The organism is Geodermatophilus sp. SYSU D00710 (assembly GCF_054050195.1).
The window spans coordinates 1-21,402 of record NZ_JBJGYX010000068.1; the positions used below are offsets into that span (position 1 = coordinate 1).

The 21,402-nt window shown below is 77.1% G+C and carries 18 protein-coding genes and 2 pseudogenes; 8 read left to right on the top strand and 12 right to left on the bottom strand.

The window, feature by feature from the left end; genetic code table 11:
- Nucleotides 1-138 precede the first annotated feature (138 nt).
- Both hemQ and ACI78U_RS21645 read left to right on the top strand, forming a co-directional pair.
- Complete coding sequence (hemQ, locus tag ACI78U_RS21640; protein ID WP_456877462.1) at nucleotides 139-858, top strand: hydrogen peroxide-dependent heme synthase; 720 nt, start codon at nucleotides 139-141, stop codon at nucleotides 856-858.
- 20 nt (nucleotides 859-878) lie between these two features.
- Entirely contained in the window at nucleotides 879-1,376 is a 498-nt protein-coding gene (locus ACI78U_RS21645) for an SRPBCC family protein (RefSeq protein ID WP_456877463.1), read from the top strand.
- A gap of 11 nt (nucleotides 1,377-1,387) precedes the next feature.
- Here the strand turns inward: ACI78U_RS21645 and msrB are convergent, their stop codons facing one another.
- The 3 genes from msrB to ACI78U_RS21660 are packed head-to-tail and all read right to left on the bottom strand — an operon-like array spanning nucleotide 1,388 to nucleotide 5,038.
- Nucleotides 1,388-2,263, bottom strand: a complete 876-nt coding sequence (msrB, locus tag ACI78U_RS21650; RefSeq protein WP_456877464.1) for a peptide-methionine (R)-S-oxide reductase MsrB — start codon at nucleotides 2,261-2,263, stop codon at nucleotides 1,388-1,390.
- Nucleotides 2,260-2,916: a response regulator gene (locus tag ACI78U_RS21655; protein WP_456877465.1), complete on the bottom strand. Its 657-nt coding sequence runs from the start codon at nucleotides 2,914-2,916 to the stop codon at nucleotides 2,260-2,262. Before ACI78U_RS21655 ends, msrB begins: the two co-directional genes overlap by 4 nt.
- On the bottom strand, nucleotides 2,900-5,038 hold the full coding sequence (locus tag ACI78U_RS21660) for a sensor histidine kinase (protein ID WP_456877466.1): 2,139 nt from the start codon (nucleotides 5,036-5,038) through the stop codon (nucleotides 2,900-2,902). The genes ACI78U_RS21655 and ACI78U_RS21660 overlap by 17 nt, the downstream gene beginning before the upstream one ends.
- Nucleotides 5,039-5,211: 173 nt before the next feature.
- Between ACI78U_RS21660 and ACI78U_RS21665 the strand changes: the two genes are divergently transcribed.
- Both ACI78U_RS21665 and ACI78U_RS21670 read left to right on the top strand, forming a co-directional pair.
- Nucleotides 5,212-5,850 carry a hypothetical protein gene (locus tag ACI78U_RS21665; protein ID WP_456877467.1) on the top strand — a complete coding sequence of 213 codons (639 nt, stop codon included), beginning with the start codon at nucleotides 5,212-5,214 and terminating at the stop codon, nucleotides 5,848-5,850.
- Between the two features lie 72 nt (nucleotides 5,851-5,922).
- A complete protein-coding gene (locus ACI78U_RS21670) occupies nucleotides 5,923-6,384 on the top strand; it encodes a hypothetical protein (protein WP_456877468.1) in 462 nt (153 codons plus the stop codon).
- Between the two features lie 66 nt (nucleotides 6,385-6,450).
- Here the strand turns inward: ACI78U_RS21670 and ACI78U_RS21675 are convergent, their stop codons facing one another.
- The 3 genes and pseudogenes from ACI78U_RS21675 to ACI78U_RS21685 form a co-directional block, all read right to left on the bottom strand.
- Nucleotides 6,451-6,654 carry a cold-shock protein gene (locus tag ACI78U_RS21675; protein WP_012948038.1) on the bottom strand — a complete coding sequence of 68 codons (204 nt, stop codon included), beginning with the start codon at nucleotides 6,652-6,654 and terminating at the stop codon, nucleotides 6,451-6,453.
- A gap of 621 nt (nucleotides 6,655-7,275) precedes the next feature.
- Nucleotides 7,276-7,626: an excalibur calcium-binding domain-containing protein gene (locus ACI78U_RS21680; protein WP_456877481.1), complete on the bottom strand. Its 351-nt coding sequence runs from the start codon at nucleotides 7,624-7,626 to the stop codon at nucleotides 7,276-7,278.
- A 23-nt stretch (nucleotides 7,627-7,649) separates the two neighbouring features.
- Nucleotides 7,650-9,035 (bottom strand): annotated as a pseudogene (locus ACI78U_RS21685) (HNH endonuclease family protein); the annotation flags it as partial.
- A gap of 227 nt (nucleotides 9,036-9,262) precedes the next feature.
- Between ACI78U_RS21685 and ACI78U_RS21690 the strand changes: the two are divergent.
- The gene (locus ACI78U_RS21690) at nucleotides 9,263-10,873 is read left to right on the top strand and encodes a Na+/H+ antiporter (protein ID WP_456877469.1); all 1,611 of its coding nucleotides are present in this window, start codon (nucleotides 9,263-9,265) and stop codon (nucleotides 10,871-10,873) included.
- Nucleotides 10,874-11,063: 190 nt separating this feature from the next.
- Entirely contained in the window at nucleotides 11,064-11,510 is a 447-nt protein-coding gene (locus ACI78U_RS21695) for a hypothetical protein (RefSeq protein WP_456877470.1), read from the top strand.
- Between the two features lie 36 nt (nucleotides 11,511-11,546).
- On the opposite strand, the gene ACI78U_RS21700 is transcribed toward ACI78U_RS21695, so the two are convergent.
- Entirely contained in the window at nucleotides 11,547-13,601 is a 2,055-nt protein-coding gene (locus tag ACI78U_RS21700; protein ID WP_456877471.1) for an ABC transporter ATP-binding protein, read from the bottom strand.
- Between the two features lie 152 nt (nucleotides 13,602-13,753).
- On the opposite strand from ACI78U_RS21700, the gene lon reads away from it, so the two are divergent.
- A complete protein-coding gene (gene lon, locus ACI78U_RS21705) occupies nucleotides 13,754-16,108 on the top strand; it encodes an endopeptidase La (RefSeq protein WP_456877472.1) in 2,355 nt (784 codons plus the stop codon).
- 94 nt (nucleotides 16,109-16,202) lie between these two features.
- Here the strand turns inward: lon and ACI78U_RS21710 are convergent, their stop codons facing one another.
- Complete coding sequence (locus ACI78U_RS21710) at nucleotides 16,203-16,802, bottom strand: hypothetical protein (RefSeq protein WP_456877473.1); 600 nt, start codon at nucleotides 16,800-16,802, stop codon at nucleotides 16,203-16,205.
- Nucleotides 16,803-16,960: 158 nt separating this feature from the next.
- On the bottom strand, nucleotides 16,961-18,610 hold the full coding sequence (locus ACI78U_RS21715) for an MFS transporter (protein ID WP_456877474.1): 1,650 nt from the start codon (nucleotides 18,608-18,610) through the stop codon (nucleotides 16,961-16,963).
- Nucleotides 18,611-18,862: 252 nt separating this feature from the next.
- On the opposite strand from ACI78U_RS21715, the pseudogene ACI78U_RS21720 reads away from it, so the two are divergent.
- A pseudogene (locus tag ACI78U_RS21720) lies at nucleotides 18,863-19,306 on the top strand (GtrA family protein); the annotation flags it as partial.
- A gap of 66 nt (nucleotides 19,307-19,372) precedes the next feature.
- On the opposite strand, the gene ACI78U_RS21725 reads toward ACI78U_RS21720, so the two are convergent.
- From ACI78U_RS21725 to ACI78U_RS21735, 3 genes are all read right to left on the bottom strand, one after another.
- Nucleotides 19,373-19,771 (bottom strand): hypothetical protein, encoded by a 399-nt coding sequence (locus ACI78U_RS21725; RefSeq protein WP_456877475.1) that lies wholly within the window; start codon nucleotides 19,769-19,771, stop codon nucleotides 19,373-19,375.
- A gap of 104 nt (nucleotides 19,772-19,875) precedes the next feature.
- Entirely contained in the window at nucleotides 19,876-20,472 is a 597-nt protein-coding gene (locus ACI78U_RS21730; RefSeq protein WP_456877476.1) for a TPM domain-containing protein, read from the bottom strand.
- A gap of 163 nt (nucleotides 20,473-20,635) precedes the next feature.
- Nucleotides 20,636-21,358, bottom strand: coding sequence for a 4'-phosphopantetheinyl transferase family protein (locus tag ACI78U_RS21735; protein WP_456877477.1), 723 nt, complete (start codon nucleotides 21,356-21,358; stop codon nucleotides 20,636-20,638).
- Nucleotides 21,359-21,402 lie beyond the last annotated feature (44 nt).

Below are 21,402 nucleotides of genomic sequence, written 5' to 3' on the forward strand. Positions count from 1 at the left end.
CGCGGGCCCCCCGCCCCGGCCCCCCCCCGCCCCCCCCCCCCCCCCCCGCCCCCCCGCCACGTCGTCACCGGTGCACCAGGAGGGTCGGCCTGCCGCAGGCCGCCGAACCCCCCGGGCAGCCCGGGGGACAATGAGGACATGAGCGAGCAGAGCACCGAACAGCGCAGCGTCGGCAAGCGGGCCAACGAGCTCAACGCCCTCATCCGCTACACGATGTGGTCGGTGTTCCGGCTGGCCCGCCCGCTCGCCGACGAGCAGCGCACCGCCGTCGCCGACGAGGTGGCCGGGCTGTTCGAGGAGCTCGCGGGCAAGGGCGTCGTCGTCCGCGGCACCTACGACGTCGCGGGCCTGCGCGCCGACGCCGACCTCATGGTCTGGTGGCACGCCGAGTCGCCCGAGGCGCTGCAGGAGGCCTACACCCGGCTGCGCCGCACCGCGCTGGGCCGGCACCTGGAGCCGGTGTGGTCGCAGATGGCGCTGCACCGCCCGGCCGAGTTCAACCGCAGCCACATCCCGGCGTTCCTCGCCGAGGAGGAGCCGCGCCGCTACGTCTGCGTCTACCCGTTCGTGCGGTCCTACGAGTGGTACCTGCTGCCCGACGAGGAGCGGCGGGACATGCTCAAGGAGCACGGCATGCAGGCCCGGCCCTACCCCGACGTCCGCGCCAACACCGTCGCCTCGTTCGGCCTGGGCGACTACGAGTGGATGCTCGCCTTCGAGGCCGACGAGCTGCACCGCATCGTCGACCTCATGCGCGACCTGCGGGCCAGCCGGGCCCGTCGGCACGTGCGCGAGGAGGTCCCCTTCTACACCGGCACCCGCAAGCCGGTGGCCGAGCTGGTCGCCGACCTGCCCTGACCTCCCGGAGGGACGCCGACGTGCGGACCGTACGACGCAGCACCGTCCTCGCCGCACCCGCCGACGTCGTCTGGTCGGCGGTGCGCACGCCCGCGGCCCTCGTGCACGTCGCGGCGCCGGTCCTGCGCTTCCCCGCCCTGGAGGCGCGGATCCGGCCGTGGCAGGCGGGGGAGTCGGTGACGACCTGGCTGCTGCTGTTCGGGCTGCTGCCGGTGTCCCGGCACACGCTGCGGGTCGAGTCCGTCGACGACGACGCCCGCGCGGTCCGTTCGGACGACCACGGCTCGCTCGTCCGGTCCTGGCGGCACCTGATCACGGTGACACCGCTGGACGAGGGCGGCTGCCGGTACACCGACGAGGTCGAGATCGACGCCGGACCGCTCACCGGGCCCGTGTGGCTCTTCGCCGAGGCGCTCTACCGCTGGCGGCAGCGTCGGTGGCGCCGGCTCGCGCTCGTGCTCGCCGGCGCCCGTGCCGCCGACCGGGCCCGCACCGCGGGACCCGGGTCGGCGGCCTGAGCCCGCGGGCGTCAGCCCTCGGCGGGCACCAGCCGGACGGACACCGAGTTGATGCAGTAGCGGTCGCCGGTCGGCGTCTGCGGCGCGTCGTCGAAGACGTGCCCGAGGTGGCTGTGGCAGGTGCCGCAGAGGACCTCGGTGCGGACCATGCCGTGGCTGCGGTCCTCGCGGAGCACCACGTCGTCCGCGGACGACGGCTCGTAGAACGACGGCCAGCCGCAGTGCGAGTCGAACTTGGTCTCCGAGCGGAACAGCTCGGCTCCGCACGCGCGGCAGGTGTAGACGCCGACGGTCTTCGTGTCGACGTACTCGCCGGTGAACGGGCGCTCGGTGCCGGCCTGGCGCAGCACGGCGTACTCCTGCGGTGAGAGCTGTGCCCGCCACTCCTCGTCGGTCCTGGTCAGCTTGGGCTGGGGAGTGGTCGTCATGTCAGGGGGAACCGCCCGGGCGACGGGCGGATTCCCCGCCGCCACCCGCTCGACCAGGCGTCCGAGCAGGCCGGAGGGGTCGTGCAGCACCACGAGGCCGTCCCCGACGACCCGCGCCGTCCCGGGGTCCACCGGGTCGGCGGCCCAGCGCTCCGGCACGAAGCCGACCTCCACCTCCAGCCCGCCGGGCAGCCGGAGGCGCCGCTCGAGCAGCGGCCCCCACCACCGGGTCCGCACGTCGGCCACCCCGGCGCCGAACAGCCCCGCGACCGCATCCGGGCCGCGGTAGCCGTCCCGGTCCCGGGTGACGACGACGAGGTCGACGTCGGAGTCCGGCCGCGCCGTGCCGCGGGCCTGCGACCCGGCGAGCCCGACGGCGACGACGTCCGGGCGGCCCGCCGCCCAGCGGACCACCCGCCGCAGGACGCCGCGCACGTCCTCGGCGCCGACGGCCGTCACCGGCCCAGGCCGGCCTCGCGGGCCCGCACGATGGCCTGCGCGCGGTCGGTGACCTGCAGCTTGGTCAGCACGTTGGACACGACGTTGCGCACCGTCTTCGGCGACAGGTACAGCACCGCGGCGATCTGCGCGTTGGACCGCCCGGCGGCCACCAGGTCGAGCACCTCGCGCTCCCGGGCGGTCAGTTGCGGGAACGCCGTCTCGGGGCCGGCCGGACCGGCGGCGAAGAACTCCGCAATCCGCCGGGCCAGCGCCGCGCCGAACACCGCCCCGCCGGAGGCCACGGTGGTGATCGCGCGGACGACCTCCTCCTGGTCGGCGCCCTTGAGCAGGTAGCCGCGGGCCCCGGCGCGGACGGCGGCGAACACCGTGCCGTCGTCCTCGCTCATCGTCAGCACCACCACGCCCGCCGACGGCACCTCGGCGGCGATCCGCCGGGTGGCCTCGATGCCGTCGAGCACCGGCATCTGCACGTCCATGACCACGACGTCGGGCAGGTGCTCGCGGACCACCGCGACCGCCTCGGCCCCGTCGGCGGCGGTGCCGACGACGGTCAGCCCCGGCACCGAGCCGAGCAGCAGCGCCAGCCCGTCCCGGTAGACCGGGTGGTCGTCGGCGACCACGATCCGCAGCGGCTCACCGGGCTCGGTCACCGGGCGCTCCTCCCTCGACGGGCAGCACGGCCCGCACCTCCGTGCCGCCCTCCGGCGGGCAGCTGACCGTGCAGTGTCCGCCCAGCTCGGCCGCCCGCTCGCGCAGCGACACGAGCCCGACGCCGGCGGCGCGGTCGGGCGCGATCCCGACGCCGTCGTCGGCGACGGTCACCACCAGGTCGCCGTCCTCGCGGCCGAGGGTCGCCCGCACCCGGGTGGCCCGCGCGTGCCGGGCGGCGTTGGCCAGCGCCTCCGAGGCGATCCGGTAGGCCGCCACCTCGACCGCCGCGGGCAGCTCGCCGAGGTCCCCGGCGTCGACGGTCACGGTGACCTGCGGCGCCAGGAGCCGCTCGGCCTGCTGGCGGACCGCGCCGGCCAGCCCGACGTCGTCGAGGGCAGGCGGGCGCAGGTCGTGCACGAGCCGCCGGACGTCGCCCAGCGCGGCGGCGACGTCGTCGCGCGCCTGGCGCAGCAGCCGGTCGGCGTCCTCGGGCCGGGTGGCGGCGAGGTTGCGGGCGGTGTCGATCCGCAGCACCACCGCACCCAGCGAGGGGCCCAGCCCGTCGTGCAGGTCGCGGCGCAGCCGGCGGCGCTCCTCCTCCCGGGCGGTGACCAGCTGCTCCCGGCTGGCCTGCAGCTGCGCGGCCAGCGACCCGGCCCGCGCGGCCGCGGCGGCCTGCCGGACGACGTCGGCGAGCAGCCGCTCGTCCCGCGTCACCAGGTGCGCGCGGACGCCGTCGCGGGGCAGCAGCAGCCGGCCCACCTGCTCGCCGCGGTAGGCGATGGGCAGCGACTGGACCGCGTCTGGGCGCCGCCCGTGCTCGGCGACCAGCCGCCCGCCGTCGGCGGCGTCGACCTCGACGCCGACGTAGGGGACGCGGAAGGCCTCGGCGATGCCGGCGGCGACCGCCATGAGCTGCTCCTCGGCTCCGTCGGTGCGCTCGAGCCGCTCGGCCAGGTCCGACACGACGCGGTAGGGGTCCTCCCGCTCGCCGAGCACCCACCGGCGGACCAGCCGCCACAGCGGCGCCCGCAGCGGGACGTAGACCACCGCGACCAGCAGCAGGGTGAGCAGGGTGGCGTCGCGCTCACCGAGGGCGTCGCCGAGCAGCGCGCCGGCCGCCCCCAGCACGGCGAGATCGAGCAGCACCACGCCGACGGCCAGCCCGCCGTACACCAGCGTGCCGCCGAGCAGCCGGTCGACGTCGACCGCCCGCGGCCACAGGATGCCGGCGGCCACCGCCGTCCCGGTCAGCGCGACCGCGAGGACCAGCGCCAGCGTGCTCGGCTCGGAGGGCAGCAGCAGCGTGGTGAGCATGACGAGCAGGTCGACGACGGCGGCCCACAGCAGCCAGCGCATCCGCGTGCGGTCCTCGCCGGCCGCCCGCCGGTACCGGGCGACCACCGAGGCGGCCGCGACCGCGGTGCCGAGGACGGCGAGCGGGAAGCCGATCCGCAGCAGCGGCAGCGTCAGCGCCGCGGGGAGCGGGAGGGAGGTGAGGTCGAGGTCGAGGGCGCGGTAGACGGCGGGGACCCCGGTGCCCTCGTCGTCGGTGAACGCCACCTCGGCCGGGGTGACGAGCAGCAGCACCGGCAGCAGCGCGGTGGCGGCCAGGCCGGCCAGGCTCGCTCCGCGCCAGCGGCCACCCGGGAGCCGCCCGTCGGGGTAGAGCAGGAGCAGCAGCGGCAGGCCCAGCAGCAGGCCCGACCCCAGCCGCTCGACGGTCCAGAACGCCAGGCTCGCGCCGGCCCGCGGCGGGTCGTCCTGCAGCGCCCAGGCCAGCCACGACTCGGCCAGCCCGTTGACCGCCCAGAACACCGCGGTGCCGGCGACCACCCAGGACACCGCGTTGCGCGGCGCCCGCAGCAGCAGCGCGGCCGCCGGGACGGCGAGCACGAGGCCCGGCACGGTGGCCAGCCAGCCGGGTTCCCGCTGCAGCGCCGAGCGCACCGCCGACGGTGTCGTGGCGTCGAGGACGGCGGCGGTGACCGCCGAGCCGGCCACCACGACGACGACGACGGCGACCGCCGACCACCGCAGCCGGGGGTCCGGGACACCGGGCCGGGGGAGGGGCTCCGGTGCCGATCGGGTCCGCCCGGTCGCCGGGGCCTGTGCCTGCACGCGCGCATCCTCGCCCGGCGGCGTCCCCGCCGTCACGGGTCAGCCGTCCCGTGTCACCCGGGACACCGAGGGGGACCGGATCCGTGGCGGCCGACCCTGTCGGCCCGGGACGCGTCCCCACGACGGTTCTCCCCGGACGGCGCACCGGGCGCCGCACGACGACGGAGGACCCGATGTCCCTCACCACCACCCCCGCTCCCGCCCGCACCGACCTCGCCGCACCGGCCGGCGCGGTCCCCGGCGCCTCGACCCGCTCGGTCCGCAATGCCGGGATCGCGGTCGCCGCCGGGTCGCTCTCGTGGGCGGTCGCCTGCGCCGCGCTCGGGACCACCCCGCCGGCCGGGACCTGGCAGGCCCTCGTGGTGAACCTGACCGCGTTCGCGTTCCAGGGCGGCCTGCTCTTCCTCGTGGCCGCGCAGATGCGGACCGGCGCCATCGGCACCGGCCGGCTGGCCCGCCGGCTGCTGCACGTCGAGCACGCCCTGCTCGCGGTGGCCATGGTCTCGTCACTGATGTGGGCGCTGACCCCCGGCCTCTACGACACCGGCTTCTTCTTCGTGATCGACCTGTTCTGGCCGCTGTCGATGCTCGGCATGGCCGCGATCGGCGTGCGGATCGCGATCGCCGGCCGGTGGAGGGGCGCGGCCCGGTTCTGGCCGATGGTCGCCGAGAGCTGGGCGCCGGTCACCGTCCCGACCGCGTTCCTGCTGCCCGCGATCACCCAGTACGTCGGCGCCGCGCACCTGCTGGTCGGCTACGTCGTCCTCGGCGTGATCCTGGCCCGCCGTCCCGAGCTCACCGGCGCCCGCTGAGTCCGCCCGGCGCCCCGCCACCCCGTGCACCCGGGTGGCGGGGCGCCGTCGCGTGCGGCGGAGACTGGGCCGGTGACAGCGCCCGACCGGCCCCTGCCCGACACCTGGTTCCGCCGCGACCTGCCCGTGCTGCGGGCGGTGGCCCGGCTGGTCGACGGCCCCGAGCACGGCGGCAACCCCTACCTCGGCCAGGTCGTCCCGGCCAGCGGCCTGCCCAAGCCCGACGTGCTGGCCGCCGCCCGCGCGCTCGCCGCCGCCGGCTACGTCGAGGTGCTGACCACCTACTCGGGGGAGATCGTCCGGTTCACCGGCATCTCCCCGGAGGCGCGCCGGCTGGCCGGGCTCTGGCCGACGCCGCAGTCGGAGTGGGAGCGGCTGGTCGAGCAGCTCACCGCCCGGGCGGCCCACGCCCCGACCGACGTCGAGCGGGCCCGCTGGCGGGCCTTCGCCGACGCCGCGGTCGCCGTGGGGCCCGGCGACGGCGCCCTGCTGATGTCGGCGCTGGTCGGCGGGTACGTGCCCCGCGCGCGCTGACCGGCGCCACACACGACAGCGCCCCCGCCCGGTGGACCGGACGGGGGCGCTGTGCTGATCAGGAGATCAGAGCGGGTTGACGTTCGCCGCCTGCGGGCCCTTCTGGCCCTGCTCGATGTCGAACGAGATCCGCTGGCCTTCGTCGAGCGAGCGGTACCCGCTGGTCTGGATGGCCGAGTAGTGGACGAACACGTCAGGTCCGCCACCGTCAGGAGTGGCGAAGCCGAACCCCTTCTCCGCGTTGAACCACTTGACAGTTCCTTCGGGCATTGCTCGCTCCTAGCTGCGATGGTGCATCGGGGTCCTGCCAGAGCGCAGGGCCTTCCCGACGCGACGACCCTAGCCGTCCCGGACCCCGTGTGGGGGACCGGGGCGGCGCATTCGGGGTCCGCCGGTCCGGCAGGCGCCGGACCTCGTCGTCGGTGGCCCCGCCCGGGACCCCCCACACCCGCGGCGGGCCGGAGTCACCCGATCGGGTTGGGCGGCCCGGCCCCGCCACCGGTCTTGCGGGGATCGTGCGGTTCCGCCGAGCCGCCCCTGAGGGAGGGCGCCCAGGGTCGGTGGTGCCGGGACCGAGCCCGGCCCGACCCCGAGGAGCAGCCCGTGGAGACCGACCCGACCGCCACCGGCGCGCCACTCGTGCTGGTCGACCTGGCCGACCTCCACCCGGCCGACCTCGACGCGCTGCTGGCCACCGAGCTCGACGAGCACCCCGCGGACGCCACCGAGCTGGCCGCGCTGCTGGCCGACGTCCTGCGCGCCACCGGCACCGCCGCCGCCCTGGCACACCGCCTCGGCGCGCACGCCGCCCTGCTGGCCGACTGAGCCGGCGCCCCGAGCCCGCCGGTCCCGGCCCCCGCACCACGGGGGCGCGGGGTCCAGGACCGGCGGTCACTCGCAGCCGACGCCGTCGCCGTCCCGGTCGAACTCCGGGTCCCAGCCCGGGTCGCCCCGGGTGATCGGGGCGGCGCCGGCGGCGCGGACGGCGTCGCAGTTCGCGTAGGACGTCGCGACCGGAGGGGGCGGCGGGGCCGGCACCGGAGCCGGCGCGGGTGCCGGCGCGGGTGCCGGGGCCGGAGCCGGCCGCGGGGTCGTGGGGGCGGGCCGTGCCGCCGGAGGGGCAGCCGCGGTGGTCGGCGCCGCGGTCTGCCGGGCCGGGGCGACCACACCGCCGGGCAGCGGTCGGCCGGGCAGCCGGCGAGCACCGTGGCGATCGCGTTGCGCTCGGCCTGCGTCGTCCACAGCCCGTAGCCGACCTTCACCGCGACCTGGCGGGCCACGTAGGCGCAGCGGTGGGAGCGGTCCGGCGGCAGCCAGGTGGCCGCGTCGCCGTCGCCCCTCTGCAGGTTGAGCGGCCCGTCGACGGCGAGCAGGTCGAGCGGGTCGTTGGCGAACTGCGTGCGCCGGGCGTCGTCCCACTGCTGGGCGCCCTTCTGCCAGGCGTCCGACAGGGCGACGACGTGGTCGATCTGGACGTCGTCGCTGGTGCCCTGGCCGCGCTGGAAGGCGATGGTCCGGCCGGAGTAGGGGTCGTCCAGCGTCCCGGTGAGGACGACGCAGTCGCGGGTGCCGGGCTTGAACGTCTCGCCGGTGAGGTCGCGGGCGAGCACGTCGTTGCGGGTGTCGCAGCCGTTGCGGTCGGTGTCGACCCAGCCGGCGCCGAACAGGTCGCGGTCGTAGCCGGTGCGCGGCGCCCGGCCCCGCACCGGGAGGCCGGCCAGCGCGGCCAGCGCGGTGGCCGGGGCGGTGGCGTCGACGGCGGCCTGGGTGGCGCCGTCTGAGAGCAGGCCGGTGGCCGGGTCGGCCACGGGGACGGCGGTCTCGCTGGTCTCGGCCCGGGTCGCCGCGGCGTCCGCGGCGGCGGCCGCCGACTCGGCCGCGGCGCTCGCCTCGGCGGCGGAGGTGGTCGGCGGGGCCGACGAGGAGGGCGCCGCGGGCTGCGCGGCCGCGGTGGGCGCGGGCGGCGGGACGGTCGCCCCGCCGATCCCCGTGGCCACCAGCCCGGCGGCGAGCACCGCACCGCCGACCCGGCGGGAGGCGATGAACGCCCACCGCGCGCGGCCGGCGACCACGGCGCCCAGGCCCACCGGCAGCAGCGCGAGCCCGACGGCGAGCAGCCCGCCGGCCGCGCCGGAGGTGGCGGCCGCGATCACCACGACCAGCAGGACGACGGCCGCGACGACGCCGAGCACGACCGGCCCGTGCCGCGGCATGCCGGCGGGGGCGGGTGCGGGCGTGCGGGGCAGCGGCCAGGGTTGGGGCGAGGGCTGGAGCGAGGGCTGGGGCCGTGGCGCCGTCCCGGCCGGCCAGGACGCAGGCGGAGGCGGGGCCACCCGAGGCGCGACCGGGGCGGGGGCCGGGTCGGCCGGGCGCGCGGCGTGACCGGAGAAGGCGACCAGCACCTCGAACGGGTCCGCGCCGGTGAAGGGGAACTGCACGTCCACGGTGGTCTCGACCGCCCCCGGCAGCCCGGCCGCGAACGACCGGTCGGCCCGGCCGCTGGAGCTCAACTCGGCGCCGTCGACGTGGAGCGTGGTCCGCCGGCCGGTCGGCGCGGTGGCGACCAGCCGCAGGTGGGTCGCGCTGCTGCCCTCCCTCGGCGCGACGACCTCGTAGCCGAGCGCGGCGGCCTTCGACACCACCGCCGGCATCGGCGTCCCCGGCGAGCGCTGCGCGTGGTGGCGCAGCACCTGCTGGACGCATCCGGCAACGACGACATCCGCAGGCCTCCCCGTGGTGCCCCCGTGCACCGTGCCGCCCGTGCTCGGCCACGCGGACCGGTGCGTACAGGAACGGCGGAGGGCGGAGCGGCGGGAGTGACCCGTGGGGCGGGGTCGGGATACTGAGCCCGGCCAGCCCTGGGACCGGTGGAGGTCAGATGGCGATCGATCCCGTGCCGCTGGCTGCCGCGGCGGACAGCGCGGTGTCGGTCGGCGGGGTCTTCGAGGTGCTCGGTCTGGTCCTCGTGGTCGCGGCCGGGGCCGCGCTCGGCCGCCGGGTGCCGGTGGCCGGCCCGATCCTGCTCGTCCTCGTCGGTGTCGCGCTGTCCTACGTGCCCGGCGTGCCCGACTACAGCATCGACCCGAACATGGTCCTGCTGCTGTTCCTCCCGCCGCTGCTCTACGCCGCGGCCTGGCGCACCTCCAACCGCTCGCTCAGGGCCAACCTGCGCCCGATCGCCCTGCTGTCGGTCGGGCTGGTGCTGTTCACCACGCTCGTCGTCGGGCTGGTGGCCTGGGCCGTGGTCCCCGGCCTCCCGCTGGCCGCGGCGTTCGCCCTCGGGGCGGTGGTGGCACCCCCGGACGCCGTCGCGGCCACCGCGGTGGCCCGGCGCACCGGCCTGCCGCGGCGGGCGGTGAGCATCCTCGAGGGGGAGAGCCTGGTCAACGACGCGACCGCGCTGACCACGCTGCGGGTCGCGATCGCCGGGGTGGCCGGGTCGGTCACGGTCCTGGACTTCCTCGGGGAGTTCGTCCTCGCCGCGGCCGGCGGGGCGGCGATCGGGCTGGGCAGCGCGTGGGTCGCCGCCCACCTGCACCGGCGCAACGAGGAACCGATGATCGACGTCGTCCTCAGCCTGGTGACGCCGTTCACGTCCTACCTGCTCGCCGAGGCCGTCGGCGCCTCCGGCGTGGTCGCGGTGGTCACCACCGGCCTGTGGCTGAGCACGCGGTGGTACGGCTTCTTCTCCCCGACGTCGCGGACCCTGGCCGACCCGCTGTGGAGCGTCATCGAGTTCGTCCTCACCGGGGTCGTGTTCCTGCTGATCGGGCTGGAGCTGCCGGCGATCCTCGACGAGGTCCGGGGACTGCCGGCCGGCACCGTCGTCGGCAGTGCGGTCGCGGTGACGCTCGCGGTGGTCCTCAGCCGCCCGCTGTGGGTCTTCCCGGCCACCTACCTGGCGCGGCTGTTCCCGCGCGTGCGGCGGCGCGAGACCGCACCGCCGTGGCAGTTCCCCGCCGTCATCTCCTGGGCGGGGATGCGGGGTGTGGTCTCGCTGGCGGCGGCGCTGGCCTACCTGTCCCCGGCGCCGCAGGGCGGCCTGCTGACCTTCCTCGCCTTCGTGGTCGTCGTCGCCACCCTGGTGGGCCAGGGCCTCACCCTGCCCTGGGTGATCCGCCGCCTCGCCCTGCCCGGCCCGAGCGCCACGGAGGACGCGCTGCAGGAGGCCGCGGTGCAGCACGAGGCGGTCAACGCCGCGATCAAGCGGCTCGACGAGCTCGTCGCCGGCGACGACGCGGTGCCGCCGGAGGTGGTGGACCGGCTGCGGGACAAGGCCGAGATCCGGGGACTGTTCGCCTGGGAGCGGCTGGGCCGCCAGGACCGCGAGCCGCCGTCGGTCGCCTACCGCCGGCTGCGTCGCGAGATGCTGGCCGTCGAGCGGGCGGTGTTCCTCCGCGCCCGCGACGAGGGCCGCATCGACGAGGAGGTCGTCACCGCGGTGCTGCGCGAGCTCGACACCGAGGAGCTGCTGCTCGACCGGGTCTGACCGGCTGCCGTTCCCACCGGCCCGGGTGCGACCGTCGCGCCGTGGTCCGCGACCTCGACTGGCCCCGGCAGGCGTGCCAGGGTCGTGCCCGGAGCGATGACCGCGAGGGTGGGAGACGCCACGCCGGACCGCCCGCCGCCCGGACGGCACCGCGCCGACCGACCGACGCGCGTACCCCGTGGAGGACGACGTGACCGATCACGCGGCGACCCCGTACGCAACGGCGCAGGACGGGCTGGCGGTGGCCAGCGCCCTGCTGCGCGCCACCGACGAGCGGGTGACGGCGGTGCACGTCGGCCGCGAGCACCTCACGGTGAGCGCGCCGCCCCACCCCGACGGCCGCAGCGCCGGGCCGAGCCCGCTGGGGTTGCTCGCGGCCGCGCTGGCCTCCGACACCGCGATCACGCTGCGGGCGCACCTGGACAGCACCTACTCCTACGGCGGTGACCTCGAGGTGGTCGTCTCGGTCCGTCCGGACTGGGTCCTCGACTGCCGGGTGACCTACACCGAGGACCTGGACGCCGACCAGCTGGACCGGGCCCGTGAGGTCGCCGGCCAGGCGCCCCTCACCCGCGTGCTCGGTCCCGGCGTCGAGTTGAGGACGAGGTTCTCGCGCAGCTCCGCCCTGACCCGCTGACCGCGGCGACCCACCGCGGCGTCACTGGAGTCGGGGTCACCCGGGGCGGGGTGCCGGTCGCTGCGCACCCCTCCTGCGCACGTCCGCCCCGACACCGTCCACGGACCACCCGTCGCGGGCCGACGGGGCGTGCGGCAGGACGTCGCCGTCGGCGAAGACGACGCCGTCGTCGCAGCGCGCCTCGACGGTCCCGCCGCCGAACTGCTCGGCGTAGAGCCGGGCGTAGAGCCCGCCGCGCCCGACCAGCTCGGCGTGGGTGCCCTGCTCGACCACCCGTCCCCGGTCGAAGACGACGATGGTGTCGGCGGCCAGGACGGTCGAGAGCCGGTGGGCGATGGCGATGGTGGTCCGGCCGCGCATCGCCTGCTCCAGCGCCTGCTGCACGAGCCGCTCGCTGGCGGTGTCGAGGGCGGAGGTCGCCTCGTCGAGGATGAGCACGCGGGGGTCGGCCAGCAGCACCCGCGCGATCGCCAGGCGCTGCTTCTCCCCGCCCGAGAGCCGGTAGCCGCGCTCGCCGACCGTCGTGTCGTAGCCCTCGGCCAGGCGCTCGATCCGCTCGTCGATGTTGGCCGCGCGGGCCGCCGCCCGGACCTGCTCGTCGGTGGCGTCCGGGCGGCCGTAGCGCAGGTTGTCGCGCACCGAGGCGTGGAACAGGTAGGACTCCTGCGTCACCACGCCCACCGCCCGGGCGAGCGTGGCCCGGGTCAGGTCGCGGACGTCGTGGCCGTCGAGGGTCACCCGGCCGGCGTCGACGTCGTAGAGGCGGGGCACCAGGTAGGACGCCGTCGTCTTCCCGGCTCCGCTGGGCCCGACGAAGGCGACCAGCGACCCGGCGGGCACGTCCAGGCTGACGCCGTCGAGGACCCACGGCTGCGCGCCGTCGCTCCCGGCCCGGTCGCCGGTGCCGTACCGGAAGCGGACGTCCTCGAAGGCCACGTGCCCGGCCACCTCCTCCTTCCGCAGGTCGAGCGCGCCGGGCCGGTCGACGATCGCCGGCCGCAGGTCGAGGTACTCGAAGACGCGCTCGAACAGCGCCAGGGAGGTCTGCACGTCGACGCCGACCCGGAGCAGCGCCACCACGGGGAACAGCAGCCGGGTCTGCAGGGTCGTGAAGGCCACGATCGTGCCGGCGGTCAGGGTGTCGGCACCGCCCGCGAGGAAGACCCCGCCGATGGACAGGCCGGCCACCAGGTAGACCAGCGCCGGGGTCAGCCCGAAGAAGGCCTGGACGGTGGCGAAGAACGACTGACCGGTCATGGTCTGCTTCACCTGGAGGTCGGCCTGGCGGGCGTTCTCCTCGGCGTAGCGCCGCACCTCGGCGTCCTGGCGGTCGAACACCTTGGCCAGCAGCACCCCGCTGACCGACAGCGTCTCCTGCGTGATCGCGGTCATGTCGGCCACCGACCGCTGGGTGGCGCCGGCGACTCGGCGCCGGACCCGCCCGACCCGCACCTGCAGCACGACGAACACCGGCAGCAGCACCACCGCGACCAGCGTGAGCCGCCAGGACAGCACCAGCATGGCCACCAGCGCGCTGACCACGGTCACCACGTTGCCGAGGATCGAGCTCGCGGTGTCGGTGACCACCGACTGCACCCCGGCGACGTCGTTGCCCAGCCGGCTCTGGATCTCGCCGGTGCGGGTGCCCGTGAAGAACGCCAGCTCCATGCGCTGCAGGTGGGCGAACAGCCGGTCCCGCAGGTCGCGCATGACGGCGTTGCCCAGCCGGGTCGTCAGCCAGGTCGTCGCCACCCCGAGGGCGGCCCCCAGCAGGACGACGGCGATGCTGGCGCCCACGAGCGCGACCAGCAGGCCCAGCCGCGGCGGGCCGATCGAGCCGTCGGCGGCCCGCGGGAACAGCGCCCGGTCGAACACCGCCTGGGTCAGGAACGGCTGCACGATCCCCAGCAGCGAGGACACCAGGATCGCCGTGGCGACGACGGCCACCCGCGCGCGGTGGGGGTGGAACAGGGCCAGCACCCGCCGCCCCGTGCGGTCCGGAGCCGCCGCCGTCGCCGCCGCCGTCGTGCCGGCCCCCGTGCCCGTCGCCGGCGCCGTCGCCCGGGGGAGCCCCGGCGGGCCGGCGGTCATCGCCCGAGCGTGTCCCACGACCGGCCGGGAGTCCAGTGCTCCCCGGGCAGGCCGGGACTGCGCTCTGGGCGAACACCTGGAACGGCGGAGCGGCCCGCCCGCGTTCTCCACGGCATCGGTGATTACACCGTTGCAGGAGGAGGAGCACGACGATGAGCGGAACCGAGAGACTGCCGCTGCTGCCGCTGGACGACACGGTCGTCCTCCCCGGCATGGCGGTGCCCGTGGAGCTGGAGGACGCCGAGGCCCGGGTCGCCGTCGACGCGGCCCGCACGCCGGAGGGGACGTCCCGCGTCCTGCTCGTCCCGCGGCTGGACGGCCGCTACGCCGGGATCGGCACCGTCGCGGTGGTGGAGCAGGTCGGCCGGCTGCCCGGCGGGCAGCGGGGTGCGCTGGTGCGCGGCACGGCCCGCGCCCGCATCGGCGCGGGCGCCGGCGGGCCCGGCGGCGCGCTGTGGGTGGAGGTCACCGTCCTGCCCGACGAGGGGCAGGGCGAGCGCGCCCAGGAGCTGGCCCGCGAGTACAAGGGCCTGGTCGTGTCGGTGCTGCAGGCCCGGGGCGCGTGGCAGCTGATCGACGGCGTGCAGCGGCTGACCGACCCGTCCGCGGTGGCCGACACCGCCGGGTACGCGTCCTACCTGACTGCCCAGCAGAAGCTGACGCTGCTGGAGACCGCGGACGTCGCCCGCCGGCTGGAGCTGGCCACCGGCTGGGCCCGCGAGCACCTCGCCGAGCTCGAGGTCGCCGAGACGATCCGCAAGGACGTGCAGGAGGGCATGGACCGCCAGCAGCGGGAGTTCCTGCTCCGCCGGCAGCTCGCCGCCGTCCGCAAGGAGCTGCGCGAGCTGGAGGGCGGCGGGGACGGCGGCGACGAGCCGGCCGACCTGCGCACCCGCGTGGAGGACGCCGACCTGCCCGACCACGTGCGCACGGCGGCGCTGCGGGAGGTCGACCGGCTGGAGCGCACCTCCGACCAGTCGCCGGAGTCCGGCTGGATCCGGACGTGGCTGGACACCCTGCTGGAGCTCCCGTGGTCCACGCGCACCGAGGACGCCTACGACGTCGCCGGCGCGCGGGCGGTGCTCGACGCCGACCACGCGGGCCTCGACGAGGTCAAGGAGCGCATCACCGAGTACCTCGCCGTCCGCAGGCGGCGCGAGGAGCGCGGGCTGGGCGTCGTCGGCGGCCGGCGCAGCGGCGCGGTGCTGGCGCTCGTGGGCCCGCCGGGGGTCGGCAAGACCTCCCTGGGGGAGTCGGTGGCCCGCGCGATGGGCCGCCGGTTCGTCCGCGTCGCGCTCGGCGGCGTCCGCGACGAGGCCGAGATCCGCGGCCACCGGCGGACCTACGTCGGCGCGCTGCCCGGCCGGATCGTGCGCGCGGTCGCCGAGGCGGGGTCGATGAACCCGGTCGTGCTGCTCGACGAGGTCGACAAGCTCGGCAGCGACTACCGCGGCGACCCCGCGGCCGCGCTGCTCGAGGTGCTCGACCCCGCGCAGAACCACACGTTCCGCGACCACTACCTGGAGGTCGAGCTCGACCTGTCCGACGTCGTCTTCCTCGCCACGGCCAACGTGCTCGAGGCGATCCCGGCGCCGGTGCTCGACCGCATGGAGGTGGTCCGGCTCGACGGCTACACCGAGGACGAGAAGGTGACCATCGCGCGGGACCACCTGCTGCCCCGCCAGCTCGAGCGCGCCGGGCTCACCCCCGACGAGGTCACCGTCGACGACGACGTGCTGCGGACGCTGGCCACCGAGTACACCCGCGAGGCCGGCGTCCGGGAACTCGAGCGCCAGCTCGCCCGCCTGCTGCGCAAGGTCACCGCGCGGCTGTCCGGCCCGGACGCGGCCCCGGTCCACGTCGACGCCGGCGCGCTGCGCGGGCTGGTCGGCCGCCCGCGGTTCACCCCGGAGTCCGCCGAGCGCACCGCGCTGCCCGGCGTGGCGACCGGCCTGGCCGTGACCGGCACCGGCGGGGACGTGCTCTTCGTCGAGGCGTCGCTCGCCGACCCCGAGACCGGGGCCACCGGGCTGCGCCTGACCGGCCAGCTCGGCGACGTGATGAAGGAGTCGGCGCAGATCGCGCTGTCCTTCCTCCGCTCGCACGGCGCCGAACTGGAGCTGCCGGTGTCCGACCTGCGCGAGCGGGAGGTGCACGTGCACGTGCCCGCCGGCGCGGTGCCCAAGGACGGGCCCAGCGCCGGGATCACCATGGTCACCGCGCTGGCGTCGGTGCTGTCCGGCCGGCCGGTGCGCAGCGACGTCGCGATGACCGGCGAGGTCTCCCTCACCGGCCGGGTGCTGCCGATCGGCGGGGTCAAGCAGAAGCTGCTGGCCGCGCACCGCGCCGGCATCCCCGAGGTGCTGCTGCCGGCGCGCAACGAGCCCGACCTCGACGACGTCCCGGCCGCGGTCCGCGACCTGCTGACCGTCCACCTGGTCGGCGACGTCCGCGACGTGCTCGCCCTGGCCCTCGAGCCCGCGACGAGGCCGGCGCTCGCCGCCTGAGCCCCGGGGTCCGACCGCGGTGGTGCGGTCGGGCCCCGGCGCGGCGCCGGCGGGGTCGCCGCTGCCCGCGGGCGGGTGGACGGCCCGGCCCGCGTCAGGCCGTCCGGGCGCCCGCGGCGGCGCCGGGCGGGTCCTGGGTGGTCGCCGAGCGTGCTCGGGCGGTCAGGTAGGCCACGCGGGCCACGGACTCGACCACACCGGCGCTGAGCAGTGCGGTGCTGACCAGGCCGAGGACGCTCGTGGACTCCGTGCTGAGCTCGCGCTGGGCCATCTGCAGCACCACGAGGACGACGAGGAGCAGCATCTCCTGCCAGTTGCGCTCCAGGACCAGCCGGTTGCCCACCCGGTGCGCGCGGCCGAGGAGGTAGCGCGCGCGGAGGACCCCGAGCACCGCGCCGACCACCCCGCCGATCGCGAGTGCGACCAGGTGCGCCGACCCGGCGGCGACGTCCTTGGCCAGCACCCCGGCGACCAGCACCACCGCGACCAGGGGCTCCAGCCACTGCTGCTGCAGGCGCACGGCCCGCTCGCGCCTGCCGAGGTGGTAGCGGCGGCGCAGCACCCGCCGCCGCCAGAACGAGTAACCGGCCAGCAGGAGCAGCACGGCCAGCACGACGACCTCGAGGACCCCGTTCTCCGCCGGGGCGCCGGACGCGGCGAGGACCGTCGTCCCTGGGGCAGCAGGAGTGCTCACCGGACCTCCCTGCGCGCGGCGGCGGCTGTCCGGGAGGGGATCGGCTGCCGACCGGGGCGGCTGTGGCGACAGCAGGCTATCGGGGGCTGCGGCCTCGCGGACGGTCCCGCGTCGCGCGGGACCGGCCGCGGTGGTGCGGTCAGGCCGCGGTGGTGCGGTCAGGCCGCGGTGCGGCGGGCGGGCGCGTCGCGCGGCGTCGGGCGGACGAGCGCGAGGGTCGCGACGATCCCGAGGGCGACGATGCCGATCGCGACCAGCAGCACCGCGTCCAGCGCCGCGACGAAGGCGCGGTCGTAGGCGGCCGACAGGACGCCGGCCGAGGAGCCCAGCTCCCGGGCGGCCGCGTCGGGACTGCCGGCGGCGGCCAGCCGGGCGGCGTCGGCGGCCGTCGCGGCGTCCAGGCCGGCGCCCGCCAGGGCCGCGGTCAGCCGGTCGGCCAGCACGGCCTGCAGCAGGGTCCCCAGCCCGGCGATGCCCGCGGCGATGCCCAGCTGCCGGGCGGTGTTGTTGACCCCCGAGGCCATGCCGCTGTGCGCGGCGTCGACCGTGCCCAGCGCGGCGACGGTCATCGTGGGGTTGACCAGCCCGGCGCCCGCGCCGAAGACCAGCAGCCCCGGCAGGAGCCGGAGCAGTCCGGCGTCGGGGGAGAGGCCGACGAGCAGCGCCGGCCCGAGCCCGCAGAGGACCAGCCCGGCGACCAGGGTGAGCCGCACGCCGGCCCTGGCCACCACGCGCGCGGCGAGCAGCGACACCGCCAGCGAGGACACGGCGAACGGCGCGACCTGCAGCCCGGCGAGCGTCGGTCCCGACCCACCGACCTGCAGCAGGAACAGCGTCAGGTAGACCACCGGCGCGAACCCGGCGGCGGCGAACACCAGCGCGACCAGCGTGGCGCCCAGGAAGGTGCGGTCGCGGAGCAGGGCCGGCTCGATCAGCGGCGCGCGCACGCGGTGCTCGGCCAACAGGAAGCCGGCGAACAGGACCAGCGCCCCGGTCGCCGTGGTCAGGGTCCCGGCGCTCGTCCAGCCCAGCCCGCCGGCCCGCTGCAGCACCACGACCAGCAGCACCAGCGCGCCGGTGAGCAGCGTGGTGCCCAGCCAGTCGAGACGGGCTCCCGCCCGCGCCGGCCCGCCGCGCAGGTGACGGGCCCCGACGGCGAGGGTGGGCAGCACCAGCGCCGCGGCGACGAGGAACTGCGACCGCCACCCGCTCGTCTCGACCAGCACACCGCCCAGGAGCGGTCCCAGCGCGATGGCCCCCGACACGCTGGCGCCCCAGACGCCGACCGCCCGGGCGCGGGCCGGGCCCTCGAACTCCGCGGCCAGCAGCGCCAGCCCGTTGGGGAACAGCACCGCCGCGCCCAGGCCCTGCACCACCCGCCCGGCGACCAGGACGGGAGCCGAGGGCGACAGCCCGCACAGCACCGACCCGGCACCGAAGAGCGCGAGGCCGAGCAGGGCGCAGCGGCGGTGCCCGTAGCGGTCGCCGAGCGCTCCCCCGGCCAGCAGCAGCGAGGCCAGCACGAGGGCGTACACCGACAGCACCCACTGCTGCGTCTCGAAGCCCGCGGCCAGGTCGGCGGCGATGGCGGGCAGCGCCACGTTGGGTGCGGTGACGTTGAACAGCAGCAGCGCCGAGGCCAGACAGACCACGACCAGCGTCCACCGCTGACACCGGCGCGCGGCGGCCTCGGGCTCTCCGGGCGGGCGGGGGACCGGCGGGGCCCCGGGGTGGGCCGGGCACGCGGCCAGGCCGGCGGCGGGCCGCAGGTCTCCCCGCTCGAGGAGCCGCGGCGCACGCCCGGCCACGGCCTACACCGCCGGGCGGTCGGCGCCGCGCAGCGCGGGGGCGGAGGTCGGGGCGGGGGTCGGGGCGTGAGCCATGTCCGGTCCGCCTTCCGTCGCGGCGAGCGCAGCCTGCGGCCCAGTCAAGCACGCAGGATCCGCAGTCGCTGCCGTCGTCGGCGCCTCCCGACCGCGCATGCGGCGGGGGTGTGGTCAGGGGTGGATCCAGGGTCCTCCCGGATGTGCCGCGCCGGGTCCGGCCAGCAGCCTGGGCGCATGCCAGCGACGGTCCGCGACCCCGGTCCCGCGACGACGGCCCCGCCCCCGCTGCCGCCGGTCCGGTCGGCCGCCTGGCCGGCGCGCGACTCCGCCCCGGCGCAGTTCGTCCGGTTCGTCCTGGTCGGCGGTTCGGCGAACCTGGTCTACGCCGGTCTCTTCCTGCTGCTGGCCGGGTCCGGGACCCAGGCGGCCAACCTGGTCGGGATCGTGGCGTCCACGGCGCTGGCCAACGAACTGCACCGCCGCCTGACCTTCCGCGCCGGCGGCCGGACCGGCTGGGCGACGGCGCAGTGGGCCGGCGGTGGCCTGGCCGCCGCGGGGCTGGCGGCCTCGAGCCTCACCCTGGCCGCGCTGGAGACCTGGACCGTCTCCGCCGGGCCGGTCGTGTCGGTGCTCGCGGTGTGCGCGGTCAGCGGCGCGGTGGGACTGGTCCGCTTCGCCGGGCTCCGCTGGGTCCTCGCCGTCCGCCCGGGCGCACGCCCTCCCGCCGCGGTGCGCCGCGACGGCTCAGCGGGCGTCGCGCAGCGGAGCGGTGCAGCAGCCGTCGCACGGATGGGCGGCCGTGGCGCCGCCGACGGACTGCAGGTGGACGACGTCGTCCGGGTCGGGGTGCCCGACGCCGTGGTCGCAGACGCGGTCGGAGAAGCCGTAGAACTCGCGCCAGACCCGCGGCCACGTCCGCATGTGGTGGGCGCTCGGGTGGTGCAGGGAGCAGCCACGGCCCTCGCAGAGCGCGGGGTCGTGGGGACGGGTCAGGCTCATGCCGGGCGCGGCCCCCACCGGCGCGCCCGGGACCGTCGCGTGCGTGCAGGCGTCGGCCGTGACCGGCTGGATGACGGGAGGCAGCCCCGGCGGCTCCGGTGCGGTGGCCGACGTCGGCTCGGTGACGGCCGGGGGGATGGACACACCACGCAGCCTCGGAGCACCTCCTGTACGTCCCCCCGTGTCGGGGCTGTGAGCTCCCTGGGAGGCGTGACGTGGGACACCCGCCGCCGGGCGGCGCGGCGCGGTTACCGGGACGAGGTGCTCGCGGACCGCCGACGGGACAGCAGGTGCGCGACGAGCAGGACGGCGGCGACGCCGCCGACCACCGCGAGGGTCTGGGTGGCCGACCACTGGGGGCTCCCTGCCTCGTCCTCCTCGGGGGCCGCGAGCGAGCGGAGCCCGTCGGACATCGTGACGACCGCGCCGGACCAGTCCCGGGCGTCCAGCCGCGGCTGCACCTCGTCGAGGACGACGCGCTCGACGTCCACCTCGGACAGGGGGAAGTCGTCGTCGACCCACCACCCGTACTCGTAGGTGTCCTGGCCGACGGCCACGGCCAGCAGCACGTCGGACTCCTCGAGAGCGGACAGCCGCGCGGTGCCGGCGGCCCAGTCGCCGGCGTCGGCGGAGTCGAAGGAGGACACGAAGACGGCGTGCAGGCCCAGGTCCGTGTCGGCGCCCAGGTCCTCCACCGACGCCTGGGCCGCCGCAGCCCCGGCGCCCAGGGCCCCGACCTCGTCGGTGACCTGAGCGGTCATCTCGAACGGGGCCTCGGCCCACGCCGGTCCGGGGACGAGCGTCACCAGCGCCACCGCTCCGGCGACGACCACAGCCCTGCGCACCACGACCTCCGAGGGGGATCCGGGCACGGGACGCCCGAGATGGCGGACTCTACGTGCGGCCGGTCGCGCGGCCACCCCGGCGACCCACCGCGGGGGCGGGCTCCGCCCGTCCGGGGGACACCGACCGGCACGAACGGCTGCACCGCGACGCGGGCCGGACCGGTCAGCCGTCCGGCGGGCGCGTCCCCTCCAGCGTCCCCCTCGCAGGGGCGGTCCGCAGCGTCGGCGTCCCCGTCCCCGCGACCCCGACCGCCACGCGCAGCGCGTCGTCGAACCAGTCCGCGACGTCCAGGGACCCGAACCGCCCGACCGTCGGCCCCGACGGGTCCTGGCCCGGGCAGAGGTCGACCTCGATCCGGGACAGGTCGTCGAGCGTCGCGGCGCCGACCTTCACCAGGCTCTCCTTGCGCACCCAGTGGCGCAGGAACGCGGTCGCCGGGTCGGCGGACTCGCGCACCCGTTCCAGCTCGGCGGGGGTGAGCGCGGAGCCCAGCACCGCCGGGCCGGTGCCGCCGGCCGGGGGTCCCTCCAGGTCGACGCCGACCGGGTGCCAGTCCGCGGCCGCGACGACGGCGCCGCGGGTGTGCGCCAGGCTGACGTGCACCTCGGGCAGGCCGGCCAGCGACGGCCTGCCGTGGTCGGCCGAGCCGCACTCCGCGCACCGCTGCACCAGCTCGAGCGTGCCGACCGCGCGGCCGGTCAGCGCCGCGGCGCAGTGCCGCACCAGCACGTGGGCCGCGACGTAGGACTCCCGGTCGGCGGGGTGGCGCAGGGCCGCGGCCCGCCGTCGCTCGCGCGCCGTCAGGACGCCGCCATCGGCATCCTCGAGGACGGCGCGGGCGCGGCCGGTGACCACGAGGGGTCCTTCTCCCGGCACCCGGTCCATCCCGCCCTCCCTGCCTCGCGGCCCGCTCCGCGCGGGTGAGGGTA